The 20,819-nt window shown below is 31.3% G+C and carries 22 protein-coding genes and 1 pseudogene; 21 read left to right on the top strand and 2 right to left on the bottom strand.

Annotated elements, in window-relative coordinates; translation table 11 throughout:
• Position 1 precedes the first annotated feature (1 nt).
• The 5 genes from RM538_RS08425 (at position 2) to RM538_RS08445 (ending at position 4,559) form a co-directional block, all read left to right on the top strand.
• The gene (locus RM538_RS08425; protein WP_311332980.1) at positions 2-817 is read left to right on the top strand and encodes a glycosyltransferase family 2 protein; all 816 of its coding nucleotides are present in this window, start codon (positions 2-4) and stop codon (positions 815-817) included.
• A gap of 254 nt (positions 818-1,071) precedes the next feature.
• A complete protein-coding gene (locus RM538_RS08430; protein WP_311332981.1) occupies positions 1,072-1,653 on the top strand; it encodes a class I SAM-dependent methyltransferase in 582 nt (193 codons plus the stop codon).
• A 1-nt stretch (position 1,654) separates the two neighbouring features.
• Complete coding sequence (locus RM538_RS08435) at positions 1,655-2,725, top strand: glycoside hydrolase family 99-like domain-containing protein (RefSeq protein WP_311332982.1); 1,071 nt, start codon at positions 1,655-1,657, stop codon at positions 2,723-2,725.
• 2 nt (positions 2,726-2,727) lie between these two features.
• Positions 2,728-3,624 carry a glycosyltransferase family 2 protein gene (locus RM538_RS08440; protein ID WP_311332983.1) on the top strand — a complete coding sequence of 299 codons (897 nt, stop codon included), beginning with the start codon at positions 2,728-2,730 and terminating at the stop codon, positions 3,622-3,624.
• Complete coding sequence (locus RM538_RS08445; protein WP_311332984.1) at positions 3,621-4,559, top strand: nucleotide-diphospho-sugar transferase; 939 nt, start codon at positions 3,621-3,623, stop codon at positions 4,557-4,559. Before RM538_RS08440 ends, RM538_RS08445 begins: the two co-directional genes overlap by 4 nt.
• Positions 4,560-4,565: 6 nt before the next feature.
• On the opposite strand, the pseudogene RM538_RS08450 reads toward RM538_RS08445, so the two are convergent.
• Both RM538_RS08450 and RM538_RS08455 read right to left on the bottom strand, forming a co-directional pair.
• Positions 4,566-4,961: pseudogene (locus RM538_RS08450) on the bottom strand (sulfotransferase family protein); the annotation flags it as partial.
• A gap of 12 nt (positions 4,962-4,973) precedes the next feature.
• Positions 4,974-5,237 carry a hypothetical protein gene (locus tag RM538_RS08455; RefSeq protein WP_311332985.1) on the bottom strand — a complete coding sequence of 88 codons (264 nt, stop codon included), beginning with the start codon at positions 5,235-5,237 and terminating at the stop codon, positions 4,974-4,976.
• A 103-nt stretch (positions 5,238-5,340) separates the two neighbouring features.
• Between RM538_RS08455 and RM538_RS08460 the strand changes: the two genes are divergently transcribed.
• The 16 genes from RM538_RS08460 to RM538_RS08535 are packed head-to-tail and all read left to right on the top strand — an operon-like array spanning position 5,341 to position 20,809.
• Entirely contained in the window at positions 5,341-6,165 is an 825-nt protein-coding gene (locus RM538_RS08460; RefSeq protein WP_311332986.1) for a glycosyltransferase family 2 protein, read from the top strand.
• Positions 6,166-6,170: 5 nt separating this feature from the next.
• A complete protein-coding gene (locus tag RM538_RS08465) occupies positions 6,171-6,923 on the top strand; it encodes a glycosyltransferase family 32 protein (protein WP_311332987.1) in 753 nt (250 codons plus the stop codon).
• Positions 6,920-8,143, top strand: a complete 1,224-nt coding sequence (locus RM538_RS08470; protein ID WP_311332988.1) for a glycosyltransferase — start codon at positions 6,920-6,922, stop codon at positions 8,141-8,143. The genes RM538_RS08465 and RM538_RS08470 overlap by 4 nt, the downstream gene beginning before the upstream one ends.
• 8 nt (positions 8,144-8,151) lie before the next feature.
• A complete protein-coding gene (gene gmd, locus RM538_RS08475; RefSeq protein ID WP_311332989.1) occupies positions 8,152-9,264 on the top strand; it encodes a GDP-mannose 4,6-dehydratase in 1,113 nt (370 codons plus the stop codon).
• Entirely contained in the window at positions 9,264-10,346 is a 1,083-nt protein-coding gene (locus RM538_RS08480; RefSeq protein ID WP_311332990.1) for a GDP-L-fucose synthase family protein, read from the top strand. The genes gmd and RM538_RS08480 overlap by 1 nt, the downstream gene beginning before the upstream one ends.
• A 3-nt stretch (positions 10,347-10,349) precedes the next feature.
• Positions 10,350-11,129 carry a glycosyltransferase family 2 protein gene (locus RM538_RS08485; protein WP_311332991.1) on the top strand — a complete coding sequence of 260 codons (780 nt, stop codon included), beginning with the start codon at positions 10,350-10,352 and terminating at the stop codon, positions 11,127-11,129.
• The gene (locus tag RM538_RS08490) at positions 11,126-12,001 is read left to right on the top strand and encodes a glycosyltransferase family 2 protein (protein ID WP_311332992.1); all 876 of its coding nucleotides are present in this window, start codon (positions 11,126-11,128) and stop codon (positions 11,999-12,001) included. Before RM538_RS08485 ends, RM538_RS08490 begins: the two co-directional genes overlap by 4 nt.
• Positions 11,998-13,035, top strand: coding sequence for a glycosyltransferase family protein (locus RM538_RS08495; protein ID WP_311332993.1), 1,038 nt, complete (start codon positions 11,998-12,000; stop codon positions 13,033-13,035). The genes RM538_RS08490 and RM538_RS08495 overlap by 4 nt, the downstream gene beginning before the upstream one ends.
• Positions 13,028-13,936 (top strand): sulfotransferase domain-containing protein, encoded by a 909-nt coding sequence (locus tag RM538_RS08500; protein ID WP_311332994.1) that lies wholly within the window; start codon positions 13,028-13,030, stop codon positions 13,934-13,936. Before RM538_RS08495 ends, RM538_RS08500 begins: the two co-directional genes overlap by 8 nt.
• Positions 13,937-13,990: 54 nt before the next feature.
• The gene (locus tag RM538_RS08505; RefSeq protein WP_311333072.1) at positions 13,991-14,989 is read left to right on the top strand and encodes an N-acetylneuraminate synthase family protein; all 999 of its coding nucleotides are present in this window, start codon (positions 13,991-13,993) and stop codon (positions 14,987-14,989) included.
• Positions 14,986-16,146: a UDP-N-acetylglucosamine 2-epimerase gene (gene neuC / locus RM538_RS08510; RefSeq protein WP_311332995.1), complete on the top strand. Its 1,161-nt coding sequence runs from the start codon at positions 14,986-14,988 to the stop codon at positions 16,144-16,146. The genes RM538_RS08505 and neuC overlap by 4 nt, the downstream gene beginning before the upstream one ends.
• Positions 16,146-16,847: an acylneuraminate cytidylyltransferase family protein gene (locus RM538_RS08515; RefSeq protein ID WP_311332996.1), complete on the top strand. Its 702-nt coding sequence runs from the start codon at positions 16,146-16,148 to the stop codon at positions 16,845-16,847. Before neuC ends, RM538_RS08515 begins: the two co-directional genes overlap by 1 nt.
• A 3-nt stretch (positions 16,848-16,850) precedes the next feature.
• Positions 16,851-18,371 (top strand): HTTM domain-containing protein, encoded by a 1,521-nt coding sequence (locus RM538_RS08520; RefSeq protein ID WP_311332997.1) that lies wholly within the window; start codon positions 16,851-16,853, stop codon positions 18,369-18,371.
• Positions 18,361-19,215: an NAD-dependent epimerase/dehydratase family protein gene (locus RM538_RS08525; protein ID WP_311332998.1), complete on the top strand. Its 855-nt coding sequence runs from the start codon at positions 18,361-18,363 to the stop codon at positions 19,213-19,215. Before RM538_RS08520 ends, RM538_RS08525 begins: the two co-directional genes overlap by 11 nt.
• Positions 19,194-20,174 carry an ATP-grasp domain-containing protein gene (locus RM538_RS08530; RefSeq protein WP_311332999.1) on the top strand — a complete coding sequence of 327 codons (981 nt, stop codon included), beginning with the start codon at positions 19,194-19,196 and terminating at the stop codon, positions 20,172-20,174. Before RM538_RS08525 ends, RM538_RS08530 begins: the two co-directional genes overlap by 22 nt.
• Entirely contained in the window at positions 20,174-20,809 is a 636-nt protein-coding gene (locus tag RM538_RS08535) for an HAD family hydrolase (protein WP_311333000.1), read from the top strand. The genes RM538_RS08530 and RM538_RS08535 overlap by 1 nt, the downstream gene beginning before the upstream one ends.
• Positions 20,810-20,819: the final 10 nt, after the last annotated feature.

Consider the following 20,819-nt stretch of genomic DNA (forward strand, 5'->3'; position numbering starts at 1 on the left):
TATGCCTTTTTTTACCATAATCATACCTACCTATAACTCAGAAAACACCTTAGCTGTAGTACTAGACTCTATAGTATCCCAAACTTGCAAAGACATAGAAATAATACTACAAGATGGAAAATCTAATGATGCAACAATAGAAATAGCAAACAGTTTTAAAAAGCTTATACCAAGCCTACATATTTATCAAGAAAAGGATAGCGGTATTTATGATGCTATGAATAAAGGTATGGATAAAGCCACGGGTGATTGGTTACTGTTTTTGGGGGGCGATGATCAATTATATGAAAATACGACTCTTGAAATGAGTACTTCTATTTTGCAAAAATCAAATGCAAATGTTGTCTATGGGAATGCGAAGATTATAGGCAATACAGGATGGGCAAATGACGGTGATATCTATGATGGAATCTTTAATATTCAGAAATTATTTAAAAAAAACATTTGTCATCAAGCAATTTTCTATAAGAGAGATTTTATTTTAAATAATATAGGATATTTTAATTTAAACTATAAACAATGTAGCGATTGGGATTTTAATTTACGATGTTGGTCCAAACAACCTTTTGAATTTGTAGATTTAATTGTGTCAAACTTTAAAGCGGGTGGAGTTTCTACAGACGCCATAGATACTTTGTTTATGAATGATTATTTATCAAATGTTATAAAATACTTTGGTATTACACCTTTTCACAAACTTGTTAATACTCCAAGTTTTTTAAAATATAATGACGTTATTAAATTACAAAAATCAAAATATCCAATACGTTATAAACTTCAAAGAGTTAAAAGTGTAATTATGAATTTGTCAAAGTAAGCATGCTTTTTATTAAATTATATGAAATTGATTTATAAAACAAATGTTAGGTAATGATTAAAAGTAGGATTAAAAATTATCTGAAAAAGAAAATTACAGCTATATATGAAAAAAGGATAGGCGGTTTTTTTCTAAAACATAGGGGGTTTTGCTTTTGCTGTAATAAGAATGTGACTTTTACCTCTAGGCATCCCTGGCTAAGAGATTATTTTTTTTGTAACTCTTGTAAGTCAATTCCTAGAGAACGTGCTTTAATGCGAACAATTATTGAGCATTATCCAAATTGGAGTGAGTTAAAAATACATGAGTCTTCACCGGGTCATAGCGGACACAGTTTACGATTAAAAAAAGAAGCAAGGCATTACCTAGAAACTCAATTTTTTTTAAAGGAAGTATTAGGTAATAAGGTTAATGGAATTAGAAATGAAGATTTAGAAAAGCAAACCTTTGATGATGAGAGCTTTGATCTTGTGATTACTTCAGATGTTATGGAACATATATATAATCCCGAACTAGCATTTAAAGAGATACACAGAACATTAAAACCTGGAGGAGCGCATATTTTTTCTGTACCCTTGATTAATAGGTTTAAACCAACACAACGTTGGGCCAAAAAAGGTAAAAACGGAGAACCTATTTTTTTGTTTGAGCCAGAATGGCATGGAAACCCAATAGACCAAAAGGGATCACCTGTAACAATGCATTGGGGATATGATATTGTAGATTTTATAGAGGAACATACAGGAGCTAATTGTGAAATTTTATATTATGATGACTTAAATTATGGAATTAGAGCAGAGTTTCGGGAAATAATAATTGCTAAAAAAGATAATTAGAATGAATAAAGTGAAAGCTATTGCTTTTGTATTACCACAGTTTCACCCTATTCCGGAAAATGATGAATGGTGGGGTAAAGGCTTTACCGAATGGACTAATGTCACAAAAGCTACTCCTTTGTTTCATGGCCACTATCAACCACAGCTCCCAACAGATTTAGGTTTTTACGATTTACGCTTACCTGAGGCAAGGTTGGCACAAGCAACATTAGCTCAAGATCATAATATCTATGGGTTTTGTTATTATCACTACTGGTTTAATGGAAAACGGTTATTAAATAAACCACTAGACGATATGTTACGCCTAAGAACTCCCAATATGCCATTTATGTATTGTTGGGCAAACGAAAATTGGACAAGACGCTGGGATGGACAAGAAAATGATATTTTAATAAAACAAACATACTCTACAGAAGATGATAAAAAACACATAAAATGGTTATGTGAAAATGTATTCAGTGACGATAGGTATATAAAAGTTAATGGGGCTCCAGTATTTATGATTTACCGACATAATCTTTTTCCTAATATAAAAAGAACCCTTGAGTTATGGAGAAAAATTGCTATAGAAGAGTATGGCTTTCCCGATTTATACTTATGTATGGCAGAAAGCTTTAACCTTCAAGATAATCCTTGCCAATTTGGTTTTGACGCAGCAGTTGAGTTTTCTGCACATGCTGTCCTAAAACATAAATGTAAGCCTAAGTACAAAACATCTTTTTTTAAAAAAGAAAAGCATAATTTAGAATTTAGAGATTACAAAAGAGGAGTTAGTGATTCAATTAAAAGAAAACAACCAGATTATACTTTTTTTAGGTCTGTAACTCCATCTTGGGATAATACAGCAAGAAAAGGAATTAACGGTATAGTATCATTAGGTAGTAGTCCTGAAGTTTATAAGAAATGGCTTGAGGATGCTATTTTAAAATCCAAAGCATATGGTGAAGAAGAGAATTTTATCTTTATAAATGCAATGAACGAGTGGGCTGAGGGAAATCACTTAGAGCCCTGTAGAAAGTATGGAAAGTCTTTTTTAGAAGCTACAAAAAGTGTTTTAGAAAATTATAAGTAAAGATGGTCTCTATTATAGTTCCAAATTATAATCACGAACCTTATTTAAGGCAACGATTAGATACAATTTTTAACCAAACCTTTATAGATTTTGAGGTTATATTACTAGATGACTGCTCTACAGATAATAGTGTAGCAATTTTAGCTGAATATTCAAACAAACCGCAAGTATCACATTTTATAGTTAACAAAATAAACTCAGGGAGTCCATTTAAACAATGGAGAAAGGGTATTGAGCTTTCTAAATATGATTATATATGGATTGCAGAAAGTGATGACTACAATGAAACAACATTTTTAGAGAACTTAATTCCATATTTTAACATCAATGTAGGTATAGTTTTTTCGAGTCTAACTATTGTTGAAAAGAATAAAAGTACACTTTATGAAGCATTAAAAATAGGGGAACATAATGGTAAAGAACTCCTACGTTCCAAAATGATTACCGGAAACCTGTTTGTTAATGCAAATTGTGTTGTGTTCAATAAAAAATTTTTAGATAATAAGCATCTCAGGAAAATAGAAAATTTTACTATATGTGGTGATTGGTTTCTTTGGAACCAAATATTAATTAAATCTAACGTATATTTTGTTAAAGAACCTCTATCATACTATAGAAAACATCAAAAAGCTACAACAGAAGATCTTTACAATAACCAAACATTTTACAAAGAAGCTATAATAAACTCTAAATTATTAATTAATAAATTAGGAGATTACTATCATTATAATCAAAGAGCAATTAGCTTTTACAATAGATTAATAAAAGTTTCAGAAATGAATCAACTAAAAAAAGATAGTTTAGTAACTTTAGTTGAAAACACATTCAAGACAAATAGAATTAAAAATATATTACGTAGATTTTGGAGAAAACTTAATCCTATTAAGGAACTTAAATGACAACACCTATATTATACTTAGTCTTTAATAGGCTTTTTGAAACTAAAAAAAGCTTCGAAGTCTTAAAAATAGTTAAACCTAAGAAACTATATATCGCAGCAGATGGTCCTAGGCTTGCTAGATATGGAGAAGAAGAAAAGTGTCAAAAGGTACGTGATTATTTGTTAAAAAATATTAATTGGGATTGTGAAATTAAAACTCTTTTTAGAGATAAAAATTTGGGTTGTAGAAAAGCAGTTGAAGGTGCTTTAGACTGGTTTTTTGAAGAAGAAGAAATGGGTGTTATTCTTGAAGATGATATAGTGCCAGATGTATCATTTTTTGACTACGCTACAAAGTTACTTGATGAGTATAGAGATGACGATACTATTTTTTCCATTAATGGCTGTAATTTTGGTTACGAAAGTAGTACTTATTCTTACGGGCTTACAAGATACTTTAACATGTGGGGTTGGGCGACTTGGAGAAAATCTCATGAACTGGTTAAAAAAAATTGGGATGAGATTGATATTAAAGCTGATTTCTCTCACGGGTCTAGCTTATTAAAATCACTTAAGTTAAAAACTATCTGGCCGCTAGATGAATGGTATTCGCTTTGGCGAAATCATTTTAAGAATACACTAAATGATAAAATAGATACGTGGGATTACCAATGGGCGTATACTTGTTTAAAAGCTGAAAAATTTTCTATACGGCCTAATGTGAATTTAATTAATAATATAGGTTTTAATGAAAATGCCACGCACACGAAAAAAATGGAGGACTTTAGCCCTAATACTTTAAAAATATCAAGTATAACAGTAAGAATTATTCCAAAAAGTAAGTTGACTACTAACTCTAATTATGAGATTAGGTTTGTTGCAGAGAAATGGCAGCACCTTAAAATTAATTATACTTTGCTACTTAAAAAAATTTCTAAAAAACTATCTAGCTAAGTAAGTTTACTCTCCAAACTCAAAATTAAAATACTCTATTTCTTCTTTGTATAAATTATAAACTAAGTCTTTTGTTTTAGGCGTATACGCTTCTGTATAGTGAGTATAGCTTCTTTTAAGTAACTGCGGAAGTGAATGGTCTGAGATATCTAATTTATCACAAACAATTTTAAAATCTTCCTGTAAATTTTCGAACCTACCAATAAAATCCATCGGAATTTCTCCATTACTGTCTTTTATAAAATGAAATAGTCCAAAAGTTTCGTGATTTAATTTAGACTCTAAAAATGCTAAGTAGCTATATTCATCGTCGTATATTCCATATTCTTTTCTATGAATTTCATCTTTCATTACATTGCTGTACCAAGAATACACTCTAGCCCATGTATTTCTTATAAAAGTGAATTTATAGTATTATAAAAATTGTTTTTTAGTGAGTTCTGGTTGTATAGCTTTTGAGAAGTGTAGTGGAAATCTATCTAATTTTCCTTTTTTTATTGCATAAAGACTTTTTTTAAAGTGCTCTTTTTTTTTAGTAAGCGCTTCTATTTCTCTAATAGTTCTATGGTCTTGTACATCGCGCTTAAGCGAATTAAAATGACCTAGTTTTTTTTCAATACTAGTTCCACCTGTTTTAAAATTGTGGATGAAAATAAATTTCTTTTCTTTTGAAATCATTTAAAGGGAAAATGCCTTTCATTTTTGAAAAAGCTATATTTACAAAGTTAACTTAATTAATATATTTTTCTCTAGGCTATACAAAATATAGCTTATGTTGCATATGTCACTATTATCAATAATCACAGTAAATTATAACAATGCAAATGGTCTGCAAAGAACAATAGATAGTGTGATTAATCAACAATGTGATTGGGTAGAGTTTATTGTCATTGATGGTTGTTCTAGTGATAATAGTAGTTCTATTCTTAAAAAAAATGATGCGGAAATAGCTTTTTGGGTAAGCGAAAAAGATAATGGGATTTACCATGCAATGAACAAGGGAATATCCCATGCTACTGGAGAATATATACTTTTTTTAAATAGTGGCGATCATTTTTATGATACGGATAGTTTAAAAAATAGTAAGCAATTTTTAAACACGTATGACATTTTAGCTTTTGATATTGAAGTTATTCATGAAAACAAAAAAATCATAAAACAGCACCCAGACTTGGTTCAATTTTCTTACCTATATAATAATACTTTTGCACACCAGTCTACCATAATAAAACGCACGCTGTTTAGCAAAGTAGGAGTTTATGATGAAAGCTTAAAAATAGTAGCCGACTGGAAATTTTTTATGGATGCCTTATCAAAATACAATGTATCGTATAGCGCAATCCATAAAACGCTAACCACTTATTATTTAGATGGTATAAGTGCTACAGGAACCGGAACGAATCAACGAAAAAAAGAACGTAGGGAAATTTTAGAAAAGGAATATGGACTTTTTAACAATGATTACGAGCAATTAAATCTTATGCAAACCAATCGCTTTAAAATCCTTAGAGCCCTAGAGAAATCTAAAATGGGAAGAAAGTTACTTTCAGTTTTATTGCGAATCTTTCTTTTTATTTTTAAGGGTAAGCAGTTAAAAGACTTGTAAAAGCTATGATTCCAAAAATAATCCATTACTGTTGGTTTGGAGGTGCAAGTAAAAGTAACATAGCACAGCAATGTATTGCTAGTTGGAAAAAATACTGCCCAGATTATAAATTTATAGAATGGAATGAAAATAACACAAAAGATTTTCAGAATAAATTTTATAAGGATGCATACCGAAAGAGAGAATTTGCCTTTGTGGCAGATTGTGTTAGAGTACAAGTATTGCATGTGCATGGTGGTATTTATCTAGACTTGGATATGCTGTTGCTTAAACCAATTGATGCCTTATTGGATTTAGATTTTTTTATAGGTTATGAGGTAGCAGGGAGACCGGCATTTGGTATTTTTGGTGGAGTTTCAAAACATCGTTTTTTTAAAGAAATGAAGGAATATTATGATACTAATTATTTTAACCCTTTTTCATTACCAGTAATCACTCATACCTTTAAAAAGGTTATTATAAAGGAAGCTTTACAACCTAACGAGCGTATTTTTGAGCCCATAACTTTTTATCCCTTGCCGTATAAAGATAGACACGAGGAGTACGTAGACTTTATAACACCATCGAGTTACGCGGTACATTTATGGGAACACTCCTGGGAAGAAAAATCTACAGAAACCATTGGCGTATTAGTAAAAAAACTTAGTATAGTATGTGGAGATTATTTTATGCATGGATATCCCAATGCCTATTTTAAGCGTTATTTTAAAGAATTTGGGCGTAAATTGTATTATAAATTAACTGGTCGTAATACATGAAAGTAGTTCACGTTACAACATCTTCTAGAGGAGGAGCTGGCATAGCTGCTTTACGATTACACAAAGCACTACAAAAGCAAGGTGTTGCTTCTGCATATGTATCAAAAGACTTAACGGTAGATTTTGAAGGAAACGAAGTTTTATCTTCTTTTTTTTCATACAGGAAGCCTACTTTTTTTCAAAAATTAGGACAAAAACTTTATAGAATATTTTTTCCAACTAGAGCCCAGAAGTTGCAAAAGCAACTCACAAAGCATAAAGAATCACTTAATTATGAAATGTTAAGTGTTCCTTTTAGTAACATCAAGCTTGCTTCTCATCCGCTACTTAAGGAGGCTACAATTATCCATTTGCATTGGGTTGGGCTTATTCTTGATTATCCCAGCTTTTTTTCTAGAGTGTCAAAACCAATTGTATGGACGCTACATGACGCAAATCCATTTATGGGCCTATTTCACTATAAAAACGATAGACAACGTAATCAAGCTGTTAAAACAATTGATGATGCGGTACAAGCCCTTAAAAAAAATGCTGTAGCATATTCTAATAAACTTGCCATAGTAAGTCCATCCCAATGGTTATTAGATGATGCTCATACCTCTGGATTTTATTCACCTAGGGTTTCATTAAATAAAGTTGCAAATAGTATAGATAAGACTAATGTTTCAGGTAATAATGATAGCTTAAAAACTACTTTGGGTATTGATACAAATGAGCGAGTTCTTCTCGTTTCAGCAGTTTCGTTAGATAATTATAGAAAAGGGATAGACTTATTTCAAGAGGCCTTACGTATAATCTCATTTCCACTTACAATTCTAACCTTGGGAAAGGGGCAATTAACAACTTTAAACAACCAAGTAAAAGTAATACCTTTGGGCTATGTAGATGATGCAATTAAAATACAAAAGTATTATGCAATTGCAGATGGTTTTGTTTTGCCAAGTAGAGAAGATAACTTGCCAAATACAATGTTAGAGTCTCTAAGTGCAGGAACTCCCGTAATTGGCTTTGCTATCGGTGGCTTGAAAGAACACATAAAGGAAGGAGTTACAGGTGTGTTAGCAAATACTATAAATGCAGCATCTCTGGCAGAAGCAATCACAACATTTTATAAGTCTATTGATACGTACAATAGCAAAACAATAAAAGCCTATGCAGAGGCAAATTTTGCTCCTGAAAATCAGGCAAAAAAATATTTAGATATTTATACTAATTTATAATATAACCCATGAAGGTAGCTTTTATAACAGGAGTAACAGGACAGGATGGTGCTTATTTAAGTGAATTTTTACTTAAAAAAGGATATGTAGTACATGGACTTAAAAGACGCTCGTCTTTATTTAATACAGATAGAATAGATCATTTGTACCAAGACCCTCATACCGATAATAGAAATTTTATTCTGCACTATGGGGATATGACCGATAGTACAAACCTTATACGATTAATTAAGGAAATACAACCAGACGAAATTTATAACTTGGCTGCTATGAGTCATGTGCATGTTTCATTTCAGATACCTGAGTATACAGCAAATGCAGATGGGATAGGCTCGTTACGAATTTTAGAAGCTGTTAGGTTTCTAGGACTGGAGAAAAAGACTAAAGTATATCAGGCCTCTACAAGCGAATTATATGGAAAAGTACAAGAAGTTCCTCAAACAGAGACTACTCCTTTTTATCCTAGAAGTCCTTATGCAGTTGCAAAATTATACGCGTATTGGGCTACCGTAAATTATAGAGAAGCTTATGGAATTTTTGCTTGTAATGGAATTTTGTTTAATCATGAGTCACCCGTTCGTGGTGAAACCTTTGTAACTCGAAAAATCACGAGAGCTGTCGCACGTATTGCCCTAGGATTACAAGATGTGTTTTATATGGGTAATCTTGATGCAAAAAGGGATTGGGGGCATGCTAAAGACTATGTAAGGATGATGTGGATGATATTGCAAGCCAATACTGCAGAAGATTGGGTAATTGCAACAGGGAAGACAACTTCGGTACGTGATTTTATACACATGGCATTTTCAGAAATAGGAATTACCCTGCAATTTAAAGGGGAAGGCGTTGAAGAAAAAGGGTATATCGCCTCCTGTAGCGATGAACGCTTTCAGTTGCCAGAAGGCACTCAGGTTTTAGCTGTTGACCCAAAATATTTTAGACCTACTGAAGTTGAACTGCTTGTAGGAGACGCTACCAAAGCAAAAGAAAAACTAGGGTGGATACCAGAGTATGATTTACAAGACTTGGTAAAAGACATGGTACAAAGTGATTTAAAATTGATGCAAAAAGATCAATACCTTAAAGAAGGAGGATTTAGAATTAATAATTATTTTGAGTAATGAATACAAACTCTAAAATATTTGTTGCTGGACATCGGGGACTTGTTGGTAGTGCCATTGTAAGAAGACTTAAAGAAAAGGGCTATACCAATATTATTACAAGAACTCGGTCTCAATTAGATCTTATTAATACCAATTCAGTAGCTACTTTCTTTGAGAAAGAACAACCAGAGTATGTTTTTCTTGCTGCGGCAAAAGTGGGTGGAATTGTTGCAAATAATACCTATAGAGCCAATTTTATTTATGAAAATTTAATGATTCAGAATAATGTTGTGCACCAAAGCTATATTCATAATGTAAAAAAACTTTTGTTTTTAGGAAGTACCTGTATTTATCCAAAAGAAGCACCACAGCCTTTAAAGGAAGCTTATTTGCTTACTGCCCCACTAGAATATACCAATGAACCCTATGCAATAGCAAAAATAGCAGGGATTAAGCTTTGTGAAAGCTATAATTTACAATATGGGACTAACTTTATTTCTGCAATGCCAACTAATTTGTATGGTCCTAATGATAATTTTGATTTAGAAAAATCACATGTGCTTCCAGCATTACTTAGAAAGATTTATTTAGGAAAGTTATGGGAAGAAAATAATTGGAAAGCTATTAAAGAAGACCTTAATAAGCTCCCAATTATGAATGTAAATGGAAATGCTACTACTGAAGAAATTGTAGCTATCTTTTCAAAATTTGGGATTACAAAAGTTGGAGAAAAAGTTAATGTTGAAATATGGGGAAGTGGAAAGCCTATGCGAGAGTTATTATGGGTAGAAGATATGGCAGATGCTTGTTTATTTTTAATGAACAACTATAATTTTGAGTCAGAAACAAAAGGAATGGTTGAAGTTAGAAACACTCATATTAATATAGGGACAGGGGTGGATATTTCGATTGCTGAGCTTGCCAAGCTTATTAAAACAATTGTAGGGTTTAAAGGTTCTTTTGTTTACAATACTAATAAACCCGATGGTACAATAAAAAAACTAACAGACGTTTCAAAAATAAACCAGATGGGGTGGGAAGCTTCAATAAACCTACAAGATGGTATAGAACGTCTATATCAATGGTATCGTAATGCTTAATATATGGAGGTTCCTTTTTTAACTATTATAACAGTAAATTATAATGATGCAACGGGGCTAAAAAAAACGATCACTTCTGTAGTTTCTCAATCTTTTACAAACTTTGAATATATTATAATTGATGGAGGATCAAATGATGATAGTATTACTGTTATTGAAGAATTTTCAGATACTTTGACATACTGGGTTTCAGAAAAAGATAATGGTGTTTTTAATGCCATGAATAAAGGAATTAAAAAGGCAAGAGGTACATACATTCAGTTTTTAAATAGTGGTGATGTTTTTACCTCTCCAACTGCATTAGAGAACTTTATTAAACACCCTAATTTTGAGGGAGACATAATTTACGGGGACTATAAGTTTGAAGATGGGGAAAAGGAATATCCAGATGATTTATATCCAGCATATTTTATTAAAACTTCATTACCACATCAAAGCACCTTATTTAAAAAAACAGTTTTTGATGCTATAGGGCTTTATAATGAAGATTATGTTATTGCATCAGATAGGGCATTCTACATAAAATGCTATTTAAGCAACCAATTTATTTTTAAACATACCCCTTATTTCTTGGTGCTTTTTGACAAAGGAGGAATAAGTAATGATCCAGCTTTTAGAGAAAAAAAGAAAACTGAAGATGAAACGATATTTAAACAATTGTTTGGAGAGAAATACCAAGAGTATAAAGATCAAATAGCACTTGAAAAAAGAATAAACAGAAAGAAAAGAAATAGCTTAAGAGGAATATTAAAAAGAGTGTTAAATAAAATAAAGCTATTATGAGCACACCCCTTGTAAGTGTCATAATACCTACATATAATAGGGATAAATACCTAGATATAGCTGTAAATAGTGCTATTAAGCAAACCTATACTAATATTGAAGTACTTGTTATTGATGACGGTTCTACTCATAATTATGCCGAAGATCTTTGTAGCAAATACAAGAACTGCTTTTATTTCTATAAAGACAATGGAGGTCTTTCTTCAGCAAGAAATTTTGGAATTAAAAAGGCTAAAGGAGATTTTGTTGCCTTTTTAGACGATGATGATTTCTGGAAAATAGATAAAATTGAAAAACAAATAGAAATTATGTCTAAGTACCCTGAAGTTGATTTAATTCATTCTAGTGCTCTTGTTGTTAATGAAAAGGGGGATACAACCGGAAAAGTTATTGGTGCATCAGATAAAAAAACATCAAAACGATCTGGTAATGTATTTTGGAATGCCCTTGGTACTTGGGTAGTTAAGTCTCCTACACCACTCATAAGAAAAAATGTTTTTACAAAAGACTTACTTTTTGATGAAACTATATTAATAGGAGAAGATGTAGATTTTTACCAAAGACTGTTTTACAGACATCAAATTTATTATGTTAATGAGCCATTGGCATATTATAGAGATTTTGGAGATGAAAAAAGACTTTCTAGGCAACGAAGTAAATACATAGGTTTGGAAATTAAAATGATTGAAAACTTTAAAAAAATGGGAGTTTCTAACATTTTCTTGCTTAATAAGATTGCAAGGAAGCTTGTCATTCAAGCAATTAGAAATTGGAACCTTGCTTTTCCTCATCAAAAAAAGAAGAAAAATATTATAAAATATTACCTTTCACCAATAACGTATTTAAAGACTGGTTTTAAAAATATAAAATGAGGGTAGGAGTAAATCCAACAAAAAATAGTAAAAATCAAGAGCTTGATTATTACCATCAAGTAATAATCCCTATTTATATTCCAGAAGAAGAAGGATATTTTGAGGATAATTTTACAATTCTTACCTATTGCATAGACTCTTTATTAACTACCGCCCATGATAAAACCTATATAACATTAGTAAATAATGGAAGCTGCAAGAAAGTACAGGTTTATTTGGACGAACTTCTAGAAGCTGGATCTGTTCAAGAAGTGATTCATAGCCATAATATTGGCAAAATAAATGCAATATTTAAAGGGGTCGTAGGTCATAATTTCCCGCTAATTACCATAGCAGATGCAGATGTGTTATTCTTAAATAGATGGCAACAAGCTAGCTATGATGTTTTTAAGGCATTTCCAAGAACAGGTTTTGTTTCTACAACTCCCAACCCTAAGTTATATAAGTACCATACTTTTCCCATAGTGTTTAAGTATTTGTTCTCTAAAAAACTCCGTTTTGAACGTTCAGGAAATAGTGAAGCACTTACAGCATTTGCTAAGAGTATAGGGAATCCTTCTTTTTTTACAAATTCTCATCTAGAAAAGGTATTAACAATTACAGATAATAATTGTAAAGCTGTTTTAGGAGCCGGACATTTTGTTGCAACCTATAGAGGAGCAATTTTAAAGCAAGTTGCTAACCAATACTCTAATTATAAACTGGGAGCAAAAGCGGTTCGTGTTTTTTTAGACAAACCTGCTGCTAATATGGGGTATTGGCGATTAGCCACATATGATAATTATACTTATCACCTAGGTAATAAAATTGAATCATGGATGGTAAAAAAAATAGAAAACATAAAAAAGTCTAAAGATATTCCAGAACCTACACCGCTAGTAGCAACTACTTTATCACCATCTACAGTTACAAAAATGAAGCGCTTGTTCATCGAAAAACTAGTTTTTTCTAGTTTTCTTCTTCCTTTTTTATTGAAGTATAAAGGTCTTAAAAAGAATGAGGTTAAGAATTATTTAGCACGAATTAATGACTAAAAAAAAGCCCATACTTATTACTGGCGCACATAGATCTGGAACTACATGGATAGGAAGAGTTTTAGAAAGCTCAAACGAGGTATATTATATACATGAACCTTTTAATATTCAAAATAAAAGAGGTTATACTCCATTTAAATACTGGTTTCATTACTTGAACTCTAAGTCATCAAATTTATTACAGGAAAACACTCTAAAATATTTAAAATCTCTATATAGTATTAAAGGCTCAGGTTTTTATAAAGAGCTGTTCAGAATTTCAACAGTAAAAGGTTTATATAAATTTATAAAAGATAGAAATAATAGAAGGGAAAAACGTCCTTTAATCAAAGATCCAATAGCATTAATGAGCACTCTTTGGATTTACGAAAACTTAAATTGTTTTGTAATTATTGCAATAAGGCATCCAGCAGCTTTTGTTGCAAGTATTAAATTAAAAAACTGGAGATTTGATTTTAAAAATTTTCTGGATCAAAAAGAATTAATGGAGAGTTATTTAGTGCCCTATAAAGAAAAAATAAAGGATTTTTGTGAAAATGAATATTCAATAATTGAGCAAGGAATTTTACTTTGGAACTGTATTTATAGTATCGTCTATAACTTTAAACAAACTAAATCTGAAAATAAAGATTGGATGTTCGTAAAGCATGAAACTTTATCAAAAAATACAATAGATGAGTTTAAAAAAATTTTTAGTTTTTCTCAATTAACATTTTCTGAAAACGTTAAAAATAAAATTATTGAGACTACACAACCTAAAGTTGAATCGGAACACGAAAGAGATGTATTAAAAAATATAAAAAGTTGGAAACAGCGTTTAACTCAAAATGAGATTTCGAACATTAAAGAACAAACATTTGATGTCTGGAGACACTTTTATGTTGAAAAAGATTGGGAATAAATTTTTTAAAAAAAAGAAATAGTAACTTTGAGATACTAAACACACGCTATTGTGATAACTACCATTGCCGAAATAGGACAAGCACATGATGGAAGCTTAGGAATGCTGCATGCTTATATTGATGCTCTTGCTACAACAGGAGTGAAGGCTGTAAAATTTCAAACGCATATTGCTGCTGCAGAAAGCAGTATTCACGAACCTTTTCGTATTAAATTCTCAAAGCAAGATGCTACGCGTTTTGACTATTGGAAGCGTATGGAATTTACGCAAGACCAATGGAATGGTATTGGGGCTCATTGCAAGGAAGCTGGCCTCACCTTTATAAGCAGTCCCTTTAGTAATGCCGCCGTAGATGTGTTAGAAGAAGCAGGCGTTGAAATTTACAAAATAGGTAGCGGAGAAGTCAATAACTTTTTATTGCTAAAAAAAGTAATAGATACTAGAAAGCCTATTATTATTTCTAGTGGTATGAGTTCGTATTCAGAATTAGATAAAACAGTTGCTTTTCTCAAAGACCATAATGTAGAATTTTCAATATTACAATGTACTACTAGTTATCCAACGCAACCACAGCAGTATGGTTTTAATGTTATTACAGAATTGAAAGAACGATATGGTGTCCCAGTCGGTTTTTCAGACCATTCTGCTAAAGTAGCAACAGGAATTGCCGCTGTCGCATTAGGTGCTTCTATAATAGAGTTTCATGTAGTTTTTGATAAAAAGCAGTTTGGCCCAGATGTAACATCTTCTTTAACAATTTCTGAAGTAAAACAGTTAATAGATGGTGTTAAGTCCATCGACAAAGCACTTCAGAACCCAGTAGATAAATCTACCAACGATGATGTAAAAAGCTTAAAGGCTATTTTCGAAAAGTCTTTGGCTATAAATAAAGATTTACCAAAAGGACATGTTCTTAAATTCTCAGATTTAGAAGCCAAAAAACCTAAAGGATATGGTATTGATGCCGCAAGCTACAAAGAAGTGATTGGAAAACCTTTAAAAAAGGCAATGCAACAATGGGATTTTTTAAATGAAGCAGATATAGCCTTATGAGCCATAAAAGAAAAATATGTGCTGTAATTACAGCAAGACCATCTTATAGTCGTGTAAAAACAGTTTTACAGGCAATTAAAGATCATGAAGCACTAGAACTACAATTGGTAGTTGCAGGTTCTGCTTTATTGGATCGCTATGGTAATGCCGTAAATTTTATTGAAAAAGATGGTTTTACTATTAACGAAAAGGTTTTTATAGTGCTAGAAGGTGAAAACAAAACTGCAATGGCAAAGACAACAGGGCTTGGAGTGATGGAACTTGCTAATGTTTTTTATAACCTTCAGCCAGATGCTGTTTTAACTATAGCAGATAGGTTTGAGACTATTGCAACTTCTATTGCAGCTTCCTATCAAAACATACCTTTAATACATTTACAAGGAGGAGAGGTTACTGGTAATATAGATGAAAAAGTAAGGCATGCCAATACTAAACTAGCAGATATTCATTTTGTTACTTCAGAAGATGCAAAAAGCCGTGTAATAAAGCTAGGTGAAAATCCCACATATGTCTTTAATACAGGCTGTCCCTCAATAGATATAGCTGCGCAAGTTTTAAATAATCCAAACTTAGATTTTGATCCTTTTAAAAAATATGGCGGCGTAGGAGGTGTTTTTTCAGAAAAAGAAGACTATTTAGTTGTGATGCAGCATCCAGTAACAACCGAATATAATGATGCAAAAGAGGCTATTTTAAAAACACTTCGAGTAATAGATGATTTACAGATTCCAACGTTTTGGTTTTGGCCCAATGTAGATGCTGGTGCAGATGGTACCTCAAATGGAATTCGGTCTTACAGAGAAAAAAATAATCCACAGCATATTCGTTTTTTTAAGAATATGGAACCAGAAGATTTTTTAAAACTTCTAGTTAATAGTAAATGTCTTATTGGTAATAGTAGTGTGGGGATTAGAGAATGTGCATTTTTAGGTGTACCTGTTGTAAATATTGGTACTCGACAAAACAGACGTTTACGTGGAAGCAATGTAATTGACGTGATGTATGACGAAAAAAGTATAAAAAAAGCCATTATAGCTCAAATAGAAAACCCAAAAAACAAGCAAAGCAAAGTATATGGAACTGGAACTAGTGGTAAACAAATAGCAAATATTCTTGCAACGACATCTTTACCTTTTCACAAAACTATTATGTATTAATGAAAATTTTAGGACTTATACCTGCGCGAGGTGGTAGTAAAGGTATTGCTAATAAAAATCGAAAGCTACTTGGAGGGAAGCCTTTACTATCTTATACTATAGAGGCCGCTTTGAATGCGACATCTTTAGATTCGGTAGTTTTTTCTTCAGAAGACTCAAAACTTATTAATCTAGCTAAAGATTTAGGAGTTGAAGTTCCTTTCGTAAGACCCCAAGAATTGGCTACAGATACAGCTGGCTCATTAGAAGTAGTACAACACGCTGTAAAGGCATTAGCCAAATTAGACAGACATTATGATGCTGTTTGCTTATTACAAGTTACAAGTCCTTTTAGAACACACCAAGATATAGATAAGGCTATAACTACTTTTAAAAATTCGCAAACCGATAGCTTACTTTCTGTGCAAGAAGTGCCACATCAATACAATCCGCATTGGGTATTTGAAAAAAATGAAATGGGAAATTTGGTAATAGCTACTAAGGATGCTCAAATAATAAAAAGAAGACAAGATTTGCCACCAGCTTATATTAGAGATGGTGCTATTTATATTACTAAAACGGAAGTATTATTAGATCGAAATTCATTTTATGGTACTTCAACCTCTTATATAGTTTCTAACCCAGAAACCTATGTAAATATTGATACTGAACAAGATTGGGAAAGGGCAGAGCAGCTATTAGCAAATTTAAATATGTTCTAAATTATGCTAAAACTAATTAAGGGTCTATACAACAAAAAAGTGTCCTCAAAAGGCTTAGCTATTTTTAGAATACTTTTTTCATCAACACTTTTTTTTGAAGTATTACGAATTTACAATTACAAAGAATTGTATTATGGAGCTTTTCCAAACCTTGAAGTTTCTTCTTCAATAACTGTTGGTTTACAGGCTTGGCTTTTAGTTTTAATATTTCTTGCCTTTGGTTTTTTGTCAAAGATTATGACAATATTAAATTACGCATTAGCGCTTTTTTTACTTAGTCAATTTCAAGGCTTAATATATCATATGGCCTACACATATTTGGGAATAGGTTTTTTAATGATGTTATTTCCTCTTTCTAAATCTTTTTCAATAGATGCTTTATTGAAGATAAAATATAAGGTTACTTCGTCCTCAGACACTAAAGTAACTGTATTAGCATATTATTTATTTGTTTTAGTTGGAATTGGTTTTGTTTACATAGATTCTATTTTTTTTAAACTAAAAACCGAAGTATGGATGAATGGAACAGGGATGTGGCTTCCAGCTTCGTTGCCTCACTTTACCATTTTAAAAGATCAATGGTTATTAAATCAAAAGTACCTTCTATTATTTTTTGGTTATTTAACTATTGTTTTCGAGGCAATTTTTTGCTTTTTATTTTTTAGGAAAAGGTTTAGAATACCTTTGTTAATTATTGGGCTAGGTTTGCACATAGGCATTTTAATAGAGTTTCCAATTCCTTATTTTGCAATGGGGGCTATTGGAGTTTATATGCTATTAGTGCCTTTAAAGTTTTGGGAGATTATTCCAATATTTAATATAAAAACAGAAAAACTAAAACCTGCGGAGAACCCGTCTAGCGTCACTAAATTTTTTAATTTACTTTACTTCTCAGGTTTTTCTAAAAAGCTTGAAGTTACCGGTTATACTATTATTATTGTTATGCTATTATTATTACAGTTTAACTCTACATTTAATTTTCCAGCTAGTAAACCAATAGAAAGAAAAGCTTTAGAAATTTCTGCAAAATTTGAACCTTTTTTTTATCACTTGAAACAGTTTAAAGAAAAAGGGCGTAAATTTTCCAAGCGTTATTTAGGAATTACCGCTCATGGGGTTTTTGTAGATAGTCATTACAATGGCTTTGAAAAAATATATACACTTTCATATCAAGATAAACTGTTGCCTATTTATTCAAATCAAGGAATTCCAAAGCGTTATTTGAGTAGTGGTTCTTGGGTTCATTATAACTTTAGAGTTAACAGGCATGTTGAAAAACAAACAACTAAAAACCTGAAAGATGGTCTATCTAGGTATGCTATATATTGGTCCCTAGAGAATGATATTGATTTAAATAATACAGAATTTGATGTTTTGGAAAAAAAAGTTCACTATACATTTAAATGGGAAAAAGACTTATTGCAAAAAAACCTAAGCGAACCATGGAACCCTTCTGGAATACTTACATTTAAATATGGAAAAGCTAGATTAACACTTGATAAGCCCTTAAAAAATGATAACTAATACTTCTCTTGTTATTGGTGCTAATAGTTTTTTAGGTAGTCATCTAATAAAGACATTGTATGATCAAAGTGAAAGTGTTGAAGGAGTTTACCATGTAAAAAAAGATAGACTTCATACTAAAGTTACACATCATGCAGTTGCTTCATTACATAATTTGCCAGATACTTATAGAACTGTTTACTTAGTTAGTGCATGCATACCAGAGGATATGAACATAGTTTATAGCGAGGCTATTCATAATGTAAATGTGCATTTAGTCCAGAAAGTATGTTCTTACTTTAAAAGAGCGAAAATAGTATTTGTTTCTTCAGTTTCAGTTTATGACCCATCCACATTGATTTTAAATGAATCTAGCTCTTTACAATTTAATACTGGTTATGCAATATCTAAAATATGGGCAGAAACAATAGTAAAAAATCATAAAAATTTTGCAATCGTTAGATTCTCGTCGCTTTATGGAGAAGGGATGAAGTTAACTACTTTTTTACCTAACATAATTAAAAGTGCTATTACAAATAAAAGAATAACTTTATATGGAGATGGGAGCAGAGCTCAAAACTATTTGCATGTTTTAGATGCTGTATCTTATTTGATTGCATCAGGAAAACAATTGACATCTAATTTATACCTTGGAGTTGCGAGTACTTCAGTATCAAATCTTGAAGCTGCAAAGCAAGTTGCTCTCTTTTTTGATAATATTTCTATACAATTTGAAGGTAAAGATATTTCGCCATCTTATATTTATAATAATAATAAAACAGTACAAAGTTTAAATATAGAACAGACTGTTCCTTTTAAAAAAGGTATTGCATCATTAGTTACATGGATAAAAAAACAATATTAGTTACTGGAATTGGTGGTAATGTAGGACAAGGCATTCTTAGAAATTGCCAGTCATCAAGATTTTCATTACGTCTAGTAGGGACTAATATAACTCCATTTTCTGCAGGCAATCATTTATGTGATCAGTTTTATGAAGTCCCTTATGCAGATGATGAAGACTATATAAAAATTATAAATGAGTTAGTTTCTAAGGAGCAAGTGAGTCTAATATTACCATCTACAGACCTTGAGGCTTATTATTTAGCTAAGCATAGAAAAAATATAGGTTGTACTATTGCCGTATCTAATGCAACTACTACTGCTATTTATATAGACAAATATCTTACCTACCAACACTTGAGGGATAATAAAATTCCTTTTGCACACTCATTTTTACCCAGTCAATACAATGGAGAATTTAAAAATATTATTCTTAAGCCTAGAGAGGGAAGAGGCTCCAGAGGGCTATTTATTAACCCTAAAAATATTTCGAAATTTGATGATTCAGAATATCTTGTGCAAGAACTTATAAAAGGTGTTGAAATAACAACAGCTTTTTATGTTACAAAAAAGAATGAGCTTAATGGGTTTATAACTTTTGAGCGCTTTTTAGAAAATGGGACAACAACACATTGTAAAGTTGTAACAGATTATGATAATGCTTTAAAATTAATTTTGGGAAAACTATTAGCAGTATCTAAGTTTAAAGGTTCTATTAATCTTCAATCCATAGTCACTAATGATGGTAGGATAATTCCGTTTGAAATAAATTGTAGAATTTCTGGAACCAACTCTATTCGCTCTAATTTTGGTTTTAAAGATGTTGAATACACTTTAGAAGAACATCTCTACAATTTAAAACCCTCAAAACCATCAATTAGAAAAGGAGTCGCAACTAGAATACTTATGGATGTGATTTATAAAGAAGCTAAAGATTTTAATGATACAAAAACTAATTCATCTCCACATTTCCTGTACTAATGTCTACTATAAAATATATATTGTTTGATGCCGCAAATACACTAATATATAAACCTCAATTATATATTAACATACAAGATATATTAAAAAATTATGGTTATAATATATCACTTAGAACATTACAATTTAATCACAAAATAGTTAGTGAATTATATACTTTTCCCGATATAACATCAGAGGATTTTTACTCAAAGTTTAATGTTTCATTTTTAGAATCTATGGGTATTGTTAGTTCTCAAGAATTACTTAATTCTATATTTTTTTCCTGTAAAAACTTACCTTGGGAGCCATACACAGACACAAAACATTTACTTAATAGTACTTTGCCTATAGGTGTATTGTCTAATTTTAATAACAGACTTGCTTCAATACTATCCAAGAAGTTACCAGGAATAGAGTTTAAAAATATTTTTATATCTGAGTCATTAGGAGTGGCAAAACCCGATTTGCATTTCTTTAAACTTGCATTACAGGAGATTTCATTGCGGCCTGAAGAAGTACTTTATGTTGGAGATTCAATGAAATTAGATATAATCCCTGCTTTAAAGTTAGGTATGCAAGTAAAATTAATAGATAGAATAGGTAACTTTAAAGTTTCTCAATATAGAATTGCTACCTTAGCAACACTATTTTGATGAATTTTAT

This window comes from Patiriisocius hiemis (assembly GCF_031846325.1).
GTDB classification, from domain to species: Bacteria; Bacteroidota; Bacteroidia; order Flavobacteriales; family Flavobacteriaceae; genus Patiriisocius_A; species Patiriisocius_A hiemis.